Here is a 9,054-nt window from a genome sequence, read left to right as displayed (position 1 = left end):
TTGTTTGTTTTTGAGTACGCGTCGAGTCGTCTGGACGAGGACGCCGCCGCTACGAGCTCGAGGCGACCGACCGGACCTCCGCCCTCGCGAGCGCCGAAACGAGCCGAACGAGCACGCGGTTTCCTGCTCACTAAGCGGTACGAAAGGACCGCCTCGACCGGATACTGCTCGACGAACAGCGCCTTTGCGCGGAGGCGGCCGACCTCGACGAATCGTCTCGGGGCGAGGCGACGGAGACTCGTCACCTCGGCGACCGTTCGGAGAGCGGGGTTTAGACATCGGCGATGCCGAACTTTTAGAACGTCGACGTCCTCGCTCGTTCGCCGTCCTCGCCGACCGACGGACGAACGGGAGTCGTCGGACTACTGCTCGATGACGTCGCGCCGACCCGGTATCGAGGTGCGGTTCACCGGTCCGTGGCCGCCTACACGTTCACGCCCGAACTCGCGGAGGACGATGCGTCCGACGAAGTCTGACGACGACGCCTCGTCGACCTCGTCGACGCCGTTCTCCGGACGGGAGCGGTCGTCGAGGCGGGACGTCGTCATCACCGTCGCCACGTCCCGCTTCGTCGGACTCAAATCCGAGCGGCGCTCGCCGGAATGAAGAGATGACCGAGCCACGCGCTTCGAGGAGTGGGACGAGCGCACCGACTCGGGAATCGCGGGCGGCCGGCGAGCGGATCGAGTAGGCGCGCCGCGTCCCGGGCCTCCCCGGACCGCCTCGACGACGCCTCTGTCGATCGGTGCCTTGGAGACGCCGTCGCGACGGTCCGGAACGTGACGACCCTGAGGAGGGTTCCGACGCTCACGGATCCGCTATATCGCTGTCTAATAGCCCTCCGTATCAGGTTCACGATTAACGATTTTACTGATGCCGCCGGCACCATACCGTGTCGTGATCCATCACAGCGGATTCGACCGGACCACCGGATCGCGTTCGTCTGCGTCCAGAACGCGGGACGGAGCCAGATGGGCGGCCGCGTTCGCCGATGCGCGAACGCACCGCCGCGCGCGGGCGATCGGACGAGATCGTCAACCGGCGGACGCGCCCCGCCGGACCGGCGTCACGACGTCGTCGTCGAGGCGATGCAGCAACTGGACGTCGACCTCGGCACGGACGCCGCGGGAGGTAAACGCCGGACAGCTGCGGGCGGTGGACGCTGGTCGTCACGATGGCTGTCCGGCGTCGACGTCTGACCCCCGCGACGTGGACGGCGAGGAACCGCGACTGGACCTCGACGACCAGCACGGCCGCCCGCGCACACTCGCGGATGGTGCGCGAGATCCCGCGACGAGATCGCCGGAGCGCGTCGACGCCCTGTTCGACGAGCTGCTTCGGAGACGCCGTCGCGGGGCTGACGCGGATGACTGAGAGGCCGACGGCGAGCCGGCGGATCTCGACGCTCGTCCGTCGAACGAGCGGCGGCGTCGCACGACGGGGAGCGCCGGCGAGAGCGCGAAGAGACGCTCGCGATCGTCGCCCGGGACGGGGTCGTCCGCCGGGCGGCCGTCGACGACGCGGTCGCGAACGCGTCGCTCGTGGTGACGACCGCCGAGACGCGGACGGAGTTCGCGGCCGGGAAGCTGGACGGCGCGCGGGAGGCGGCCGCTCCGGTCGCGGACCTGGCTCCCGTGTCCGGGCGCCTCGACGACTTCGACGCGCGTCTCGCCGACGTCGATCGCCGCGCGGACGACCTCGGTGACGCCGTTCAGGAGGTGCTCGACATGAAGGGAGACGGCGATCTCTACGAGATCGCGCGACGGGTCAAGCGGGTGACGACCGCCGCGACCGAGGTCCAGCGCGCCGCCGACGACCTCCAGTTCGAGATCGATTCCTTCGAGGGATGGCTCGCCGACTCCGACCGGCGCGTCGAGGAACTCGACGCCGACGTCGACGCGCTCGCGGCGTCGGTGGACGAGCTCGACGCCGCCGTCGAATCGCTCGCCGCCGACGGGGAGGCCGCCGGGAGCGAGCGCGGCGCGGCGGCCAGATGGGCCGCGGCGACGGTTCGACACCGCGTCGCGTCGCTGCTGATCGCGGACGTCCGGGCCGAGCTGGCGGCGCTCCGAACGTGGGCCGAGCGCGAGGGCGACGCCCCGCCGTCGGGGATCGGGCCGCGACTCGACGAGGTCCGCGCCCGTCACGAGACCGCCGGCGAGCGCGTCGCCGCGCGCGCCGAGCCCGAGTGGACCGCGCGGTTCGGCGACCGACTGGCCGCGCTCGACGAGGCGCTCGACTCGATGGAGCCGCCGGTCCCGTGGGCCGAGGTCGAGGCCCTCGTCGAGGAGTATCGCCCCGCGATCGACGGATAAGCGCGTCTCCCGGCAGTCGCGTGGATGCCGGAGAAGCGTCGAGCGTCGACGCCCCGCCCGCCGCCCGCGTCGGGCCGGCCGCTCTGTCCTACGCCGGACGACCGCGCCGTCCGAGCGGTCAGTTCCGCGTGTTCTCGTCGCGGATCGCGGCGGCGGCGGCGGTCTCCGTCACCGACCGAGCGCAGTCGGCCGCCCGTTCTAGACGCGCGAGCGCGTCCGACAGCGCGACCGCCGCGGAGACCGGCCCCGGGACCGCGCCGCCGTACAGCCGCCCGTCGATCGACTCGATGCCCGCCGCGGCGTCGTCGCACCGCTCCCTCGCCCGCCGGGACGCCGCTCCGTCGCCGTCGAGGACGGCCGTCACCGCGTCGTCGACGGCGAGGGCGACGTCGTCGGCCACGGGGCGCACGTCCGCGGCCGCCTCGTCGGCGAGCGGCCCAGACAGCTTCTCGCCGATCCCCGCTATCCGGACGGCCTGGTCGGCGACTGCCTCGAGACGGCGAGCGGCCGCGTAGTAGGCGAACAGGTCGGGCCGGGAGACACCGAGCGCGTCGAGCTCGGCGTGTGACACCAGTGACCGAGAGAAGTGCCGCGTGACCATCTCCGCGGAGCGGCGCGCCTCGTCGGCGCGGTCGCGGATCCTCGACCGCGCGTCCGCGGCGTCAACGAAGGCCTCGGTCGCGTCGCGGAGGAGCGAGACGACCGCGTATCGGAGCTGTACGACGGACTGACGGACCGAGACGGAGGCGGTGTCCAAGAGGTGTCTGATCGTGATCTCCGAGTCCGACTCGCTGAGCACGTTCGTCCCGACCAACCCGCGAACCGCGGACCGCGCGGCGCTGCGCTCCGCGTCGGAGAACGCCTCCGCCCGACGCAGCGTTATCGTCTCGAAGCCGACCGCGTGAGCCGTCCGAACCGCGCGTCGAACGGCCTCGGGACCGCCGCCGGCGTCGGTGTCGGCGTCGTCGCCGATGTCGATCGTCGCCTCGCCGAGGCGGTCGGCGTCGGCGGCCGAGGACCGGACGAGGATCGAGCCGTCACGGTGGGTGTACAGCCGCAGTTCCATCCCCACCTCGAAGCCGTGGCTCTTCGCCCACCCCTTCGGAATCGAGACGGTGAACGTGCCGCCGCCGACCTCCTGCAGCTTTCTGGTCTCCATGGTCAGTAGACTAGTTCGAGGTCACCGTCGTTCATGTACAGCGTGCGCGCGGCGACGTTGACGGCGTGATCGCCGATTCGTTCCAGGTCGCGTATCGTGAGCAGCACCCGCGACACGTCGTCGAGCAGCCGCTCGATCTCCCAGCGATCGGGATCACTGGCGATCAGCTCGCGAACGACCGCGTCGCTGGCGTTCTGACACGCCGCGTCGAGCGCGTCGTCGCGGTCGGCGATCGCTCGACACGCCTCGGAATCGGCGTCGACGTACGCGTCGACGGCCGCCCGGAGCTGACCGGTGACGGTCTCGCCGATCCCCCCGACCCGGACGTCGGAGACGACGTCCGCGCTCCCGGCGAGGGCGTACCGGGCGAGGTTCGTCGCGAGGTCACCGACCCGTTCCAGATCCGTGAGTATCTTGAACGACGCGACCACGAAGCGGAGGTCCGCGGCGACGGGCTGCTGGAGCGCGATCAGCTCGACGCAGTCGCCCTCGAGGTCGAGGTACTGCCGGTTGACGCGTTCGTCGCCCTCGATCACCTCGCGGGCCAGCCCGCGGTCGCCGCCTTCGAGCGCGTCGAGTGCTCGCCGGAGCTGCCACAGCACGCCGTCCGCCATCGACTCTACGTCGGCCCGCAACTCGTCCAGCGACTCGCGGTACGCTTCGCGGGACACGGCGATCACCCGAACTTCCCGCTAACGTAATCCTCGACGCGCTGGCTCTCGGGATTCTCGAAGATCTTCTCCGTGTCGTCGTACTCGACGAGTTCGCCGCCGGTCAGGAAGACCGCGGTCTGGTCGGAGACGCGGGCCGCCTGCTGCATGCTGTGGGTGACGACGACGACCGTGTAGTCCTGCGCGAGGTCCTCGATGAGGTCCTCGATCTTCGCCGTGGCGATCGGGTCGAGCGCCGACGCCGGCTCGTCCATGAGGATGACTTCCGGGTCCACGGCGAGACACCGGGCGATACAGAGCCGCTGTTGCTGGCCGCCGGACAGTCCGAGCGCGTTGTCGTCCAACCGGTCGTTCACCTCCTCCCACAGCGCGGCCCGCTCGAGCGATCGCTCGACGAGCCGTGCCTCGCGTTCGGGCTCCGCGCGGCCGGTCAACCGCGCGAGGAGGCCCGTCTCGATGTCGCCGTGTTTCCGCGGTCCGTAGGAGACGTTCTCGCGGATCGATTTGGGGAAGGGGTTGGGGCTCTGGAACACCATCCCGACCCGCTTTCGAAGCTCGACGAGGTCGACGCCGTCCTGGTAGACGTCCTCGCCGTCGAGCTCGACCGTCCCGTCGACGCTGGCGGCGCGGATGCGGTCGTTCATCCGGTTGAGACACCGGAGGTACGTCGACTTCCCGCAGCCGGACGGACCGATGAGCGCCGTCACGCTCTCTTCGGGAATGTCCATCGAGACGCCCTTCAGCGCGTGGTCGTCGCCGTAGTGGACGTCGAGGTCCTCGACGGCGACCTTCGTCTCGCCGCTCGCCTCGTAGCTCGTCCACTCCGGCCGCGTCTCCTCGGCGGTCTCGCCGGTGGTCGTGGAGGCCCGCCGGCCGTCGGTGCGATTCGCCGTGACCGCTGTGGCGTCCGTGGCGTCTTCGGCGTCTGCGTTCTCTGTCTGACTCATTGGTGGAGTTTCCGTCTGAAGTAGTAGCGCGTCGCGATACCGACCGCGTAGAAGGCCAACACGACGAGCAGCAGCGTCAGCGCCAGTCCCCACGCGTACTCCTGCGGGTTCCGGATGTTCCCGCTCAGTCCCGCGGTGATGAGCGCGTACAGCTGGTACGGCAGCGCGCTCGTCGCCTCCAACAGCGCGGGGTTGCTGACGAACGGCGGGGACGCGCTCAGTCGGAAGCCGCTCAACACGTTCGGAGCGGCCGACTTCGCCGGGAGGACGCCGCCGCCCATGGTCAGCAGGATCGGGGCGGTCTCGCCGGCGATCCGTCCGACACCGAGGATGACGCCGGTCGTGACGCCCGGGATCGCCGCGGGGAGGACGACGCTGCGGATCGTCTGCCACTTGGAGACGCCGAGCGCCGCGCTGGCGTCGCGGTACTCGTCGGGCACCGCGAGTATCGCCTCCCGGCTCGTGATCAGCACCAGCGGCAACAGCATGAACCCGAGCGTCAGCATGCCGGCGATCAGCGACTTCTGGTTGCCGAATCTGGGGATCAGGAACGCGGCGCCGAACAGCCCGAACACGATGCTCGGCGTGCTCCAGAGGCCGTTGGTCGCCACCTCGACGGCGCCGGTGAACCGGCCCTGTTCGGCGTACTCGCTGAGGAACACGGCGGCGCCGACGCCGGTCGGCACGGCGAAGAGGACGGCGCCGATGACCAGCCACACCGTCCCCACGAGGGCGGGGAACACGCCCGCGACGTCGGCCAACAGCTCGGCGCCGTTGGTCAGGAACGGCCACCGGACGAGGGTCTCCCCGCCGACGCCGACCCCGTTCAACAGCCCGGGGAGTCCCTTCGCCGTGACGAAGGCGACGAGCCCGACGAGCACCGCCAGTATCGAGCCGACGACGAGGTAGATGAGCACGTACGCGCCGACGTTCCGCCCGCGAGCGCCGAACCCCCCGTACGCCTTCGCGGCGCTCCAGCCGGTCGCCAGCGAGGCGAACAGCACGACGGCGGGAACGACGGTGTCGCCGAACAGCGTCGCGTTGTATCCGGCGAGCGCCCGCTCCCAGCCGGGACCGACGACGCCGATGAGGAGCGCCAGTCCGCAGAGAACGGCGACCGCCCCCGCCGGCACCGTCGATCCGACGTCTTCTCGCGGGAGCGCGGTCGCCGCGAACGCGACCCCGCCGAGGACCGTCCCGACGCCGAGCCGGCCGACCGTCCCGATCCCGGCCGCTCCGGCCGCCGTCACCCCCGCCGCGAGCCAGATCCCCGTGAACGCGACCGCGGCGACGACCCCCGCGCTGGGCTGGGGGGCCGCGTCGACGAACCCCAGCCGCGAGGCGACGCCGAAGCCGACGACCGCCAGTCCCAACGCGAGCAGCACTGCACCCAACGCCACCGACAGCTCGACGCCGGCGACGGGGTCGCCGATCTCGACGGCGCCTACCAGCGCCGCCAGGCCGACGACGAAGGCGACGCCGGAGAGCCCGACCGCGGCCCCGGCGGCCGCCTCGTACGTCGTGCGGTCGTCCCGGACGAGCGCGGTCTGCGTGGCGCGGCTCATTCGGCGCCCCCCAGGCGGCGACGCATCCGCGCCTCGATGTACTGCGAGCCGAGGCTCAGACACAACACGGTGACGAAGAGGACGACGCCGGCGGCGAACAGCGCGCTCTCGTGAACCCCGTTCGCGCTGCCGTACCCCCGCGCGATGAGAGACGTGAGCGTCTCGTAGCCGTAGAAGACGTTCACGAGCGGGTCGCTGATCCGCGGAATTCCGGCCAGCATCACCGTCGCGGCCATCGTCTCGCCGATCGCCCGCCCGACCCCGAGGAGCACGGCCGCCGAGACGCCGGAGAAGGCCGCGGGCAGCGTGATCGAGGTCATCGACTGCCAGTCGGTCGCCCCGAGCGCGAGCGACCCGTTCTTCATCACGTCCGGCACGCTCGTCAGCGCGTCCTCGGCCACGGAGACGACCGTCGGCAGCGCCATCAGCCCGACGACCATCCCGACGAACAGGTACGTCGAGCCGCCGTTGAGGGCGAACGCGTCGCTCGCCCACGGGTTGATGACGGTGAACCCGATGAAGCCGTACACGATCGAGGGGATCCCCGCCAGTATCTCGATCCCCGGCTTCACGAGCTCGCGGACCCGCGGCGGCGCGATCTCGGCGATGAACAGCGCCGCGGCGACGCCGAGCGGCCCCGCCACCAGCGTCGCGATGGCGGTCACCATCACCGTTCCGTGGATCATCGGCAGCAGCGAGTACCGGACGGGATCCGAGACGGCGTCCCAGCGGGTCTGCGCGAACATCCCGAGTCCCGGAACGGAGACGCCGAAGACGCTCGCCGCCTCGTACCGGAACGCCGGGATCGATTCGGCGAAGATGAACACGACGATGAGCCCGAGCGTGACGAGCGTCACCGTCGTCATCGCGAAGGTGACCGCGCGGGCGACGAGCGCCTGGTGGCGTACCCAGCCGTAGCCGGTGGCGATCAGGAACGCTCCGAGCGGGACGGCCGTCCACGGCGACGCCAACAGGAACCCGACGAAGGCGGTCAAGAGCGACCCCATCGAGGCGATGACCACCGCCAGCGCCTCCGGGTCCGCGTCGTCGACGAACTCCCGCGTTCTGGTCAGCCGTCGCTCGATGCCAGCGCGCCAATCGGTTCGGGAGGTAGTGAGTGACATATAATGAGGTCGGACCGCGAGACGGGTGTCCGCGGGACCGAGGAGCCGGACTCAGGCCTGCTCGGGGAGCTTCTCGCGCTCGGCCTCGATGTCGGACGTGGGCAGCGTGATGTAGTTGACGTCCTCGACGAACGTCTTCTGGCCGAACTCGGTCAGGAACATGTTGAGGAACGCGGCCTCGCGCATGTCCGTGCCCTCGGGCGTCTCCTCCGTGATCCGCGTGTACATGTGCAGGTCCCGGTTCAGCGGGTACTCCGAGTCGAAGATGGTGTTCTCGGCGTCGGGGTCCGGGCGGTAGACCGTGCCCTCGAAGTCGATCGCGATCGCCTGGATCCCCGATCCGGAGAACGCCAGCGCCATGTAGCCGATGGCGTTGTCGTTGTCTTGGAGGACCTGTTGGACCTGCTGGTTCTGCCCGAGACGGGTGTCGACGTCCATCGGTGCGTCGGCGTCACCGAGCATGTTCAGGCGGAACGACGTGTCGGTTCCGGAGCCCTCGGCGCGGCCGACCACGTAGATCTCTTTGTCGGGGCCGCCGACCTCGCTCCAGTTGGTGACGTCGCTCTGGTAGATGCCGCGGATCTGCTCGCCGGTGAGCTGTTCGACGCCGGCGTCGTAGATCGCCTGACTGACGAACACCGGCTGGCCGTCCCGGCCGACGACGTGGTCGACGTAGTTCTCGTCGCGCTGCTCCTCGCTGATGTCGAGCTCGGCCGTGATCGGCCCGGAGGAGTTCTCGATGTCGACGAGGCCGTCTCGAACCGCCTCGCAGCCGGTCCCCGAGTGACTCAGCGCGACGCGGGTCGCGAACGGCGGGTTCGACCGCTCGCCGGTCGGCTCGAAGCCGTAGAGACTGGCGAAGTAGTCGGCGATGTTCTGGTCGGTCTCGATCTGGCCCCACCCGGCGACCGACGACTCGTCGTTGGACCCCCAGTACTCGCCGTCGCTCGCCGGCGAGTTCGAGTTCCAGTAGGAGCTGCCCTTGTTCGAGATGGGGTAGACCGTCGACGACCCCTCGGCCGTCACCGTCGCCGGCCCCGACGACCCGGACTCCATCGTGTTGCCGCTGTCATCGCTCTCGCTCTCGCTCCCCCCGTCGCCCCCGTCGCCGCCGTCGCTGCCGTCGTCGCTGTTGCCGCTGCACCCCGCGAGGCCGGCCGCCCCGATAGCGGCCGACGTGAGCAGGTATTTTCGGCGTGATACCGCGTCCGCCTGTCGTCCCGAATCGCGTGACGTCGACTGAATGCAGGCACAAATCCCTTAAACTGGTTTA

At 70.3% G+C, this 9,054-nt stretch carries 8 protein-coding genes; 1 reads left to right on the top strand and 7 read right to left on the bottom strand.

Going from position 1 to position 9,054, the window contains the following annotated elements; translation table 11 throughout:
• Positions 1 to 362: 362 nt before the first annotated feature.
• Positions 363 to 548, bottom strand: coding sequence for a hypothetical protein (locus DJ82_RS09040; RefSeq protein ID WP_143420531.1), 186 nt, complete (start codon positions 546 to 548; stop codon positions 363 to 365).
• A 996-nt stretch (positions 549 to 1,544) separates the two neighbouring features.
• On the opposite strand from DJ82_RS09040, the gene DJ82_RS09030 reads away from it, so the two are divergent.
• Entirely contained in the window at positions 1,545 to 2,315 is a 771-nt protein-coding gene (locus DJ82_RS09030; protein ID WP_241881485.1) for a halo transducer protein, read from the top strand.
• Positions 2,316 to 2,433: 118 nt separating this feature from the next.
• On the opposite strand, the gene DJ82_RS09025 is transcribed toward DJ82_RS09030, so the two are convergent.
• From DJ82_RS09025 to DJ82_RS09000, 6 genes are read right to left on the bottom strand one after another with little or no spacing between them, the layout of a single operon-like run.
• Positions 2,434 to 3,474 (bottom strand): AbrB/MazE/SpoVT family DNA-binding domain-containing protein, encoded by a 1,041-nt coding sequence (locus tag DJ82_RS09025; protein ID WP_094581617.1) that lies wholly within the window; start codon positions 3,472 to 3,474, stop codon positions 2,434 to 2,436.
• A gap of 2 nt (positions 3,475 to 3,476) precedes the next feature.
• Positions 3,477 to 4,145 carry a phosphate signaling complex protein PhoU gene (gene phoU, locus DJ82_RS09020; RefSeq protein WP_094525223.1) on the bottom strand — a complete coding sequence of 223 codons (669 nt, stop codon included), beginning with the start codon at positions 4,143 to 4,145 and terminating at the stop codon, positions 3,477 to 3,479.
• A 5-nt stretch (positions 4,146 to 4,150) separates the two neighbouring features.
• Positions 4,151 to 5,092, bottom strand: a complete 942-nt coding sequence (gene pstB / locus DJ82_RS09015) for a phosphate ABC transporter ATP-binding protein PstB (RefSeq protein ID WP_094581616.1) — start codon at positions 5,090 to 5,092, stop codon at positions 4,151 to 4,153.
• Positions 5,089 to 6,657, bottom strand: coding sequence for a phosphate ABC transporter permease PstA (gene pstA / locus DJ82_RS09010; RefSeq protein ID WP_094581615.1), 1,569 nt, complete (start codon positions 6,655 to 6,657; stop codon positions 5,089 to 5,091). Before pstA ends, pstB begins: the two co-directional genes overlap by 4 nt.
• The gene (pstC, locus tag DJ82_RS09005; RefSeq protein ID WP_094526897.1) at positions 6,654 to 7,781 is read right to left on the bottom strand and encodes a phosphate ABC transporter permease subunit PstC; all 1,128 of its coding nucleotides are present in this window, start codon (positions 7,779 to 7,781) and stop codon (positions 6,654 to 6,656) included. Before pstC ends, pstA begins: the two co-directional genes overlap by 4 nt.
• A 51-nt stretch (positions 7,782 to 7,832) precedes the next feature.
• Complete coding sequence (locus DJ82_RS09000; protein ID WP_094581614.1) at positions 7,833 to 9,026, bottom strand: substrate-binding domain-containing protein; 1,194 nt, start codon at positions 9,024 to 9,026, stop codon at positions 7,833 to 7,835.
• Between the last annotated feature and the right edge of the window lie 28 nt (positions 9,027 to 9,054).

The organism is Halorubrum sp. Ib24 (assembly GCF_002252745.1).
Lineage (GTDB): Archaea > Halobacteriota > Halobacteria > Halobacteriales > Haloferacaceae > Halorubrum.
Note: the sequence above shows the minus strand (reverse complement) of the source record. Positions and strands in the feature narration are given on the sequence as shown.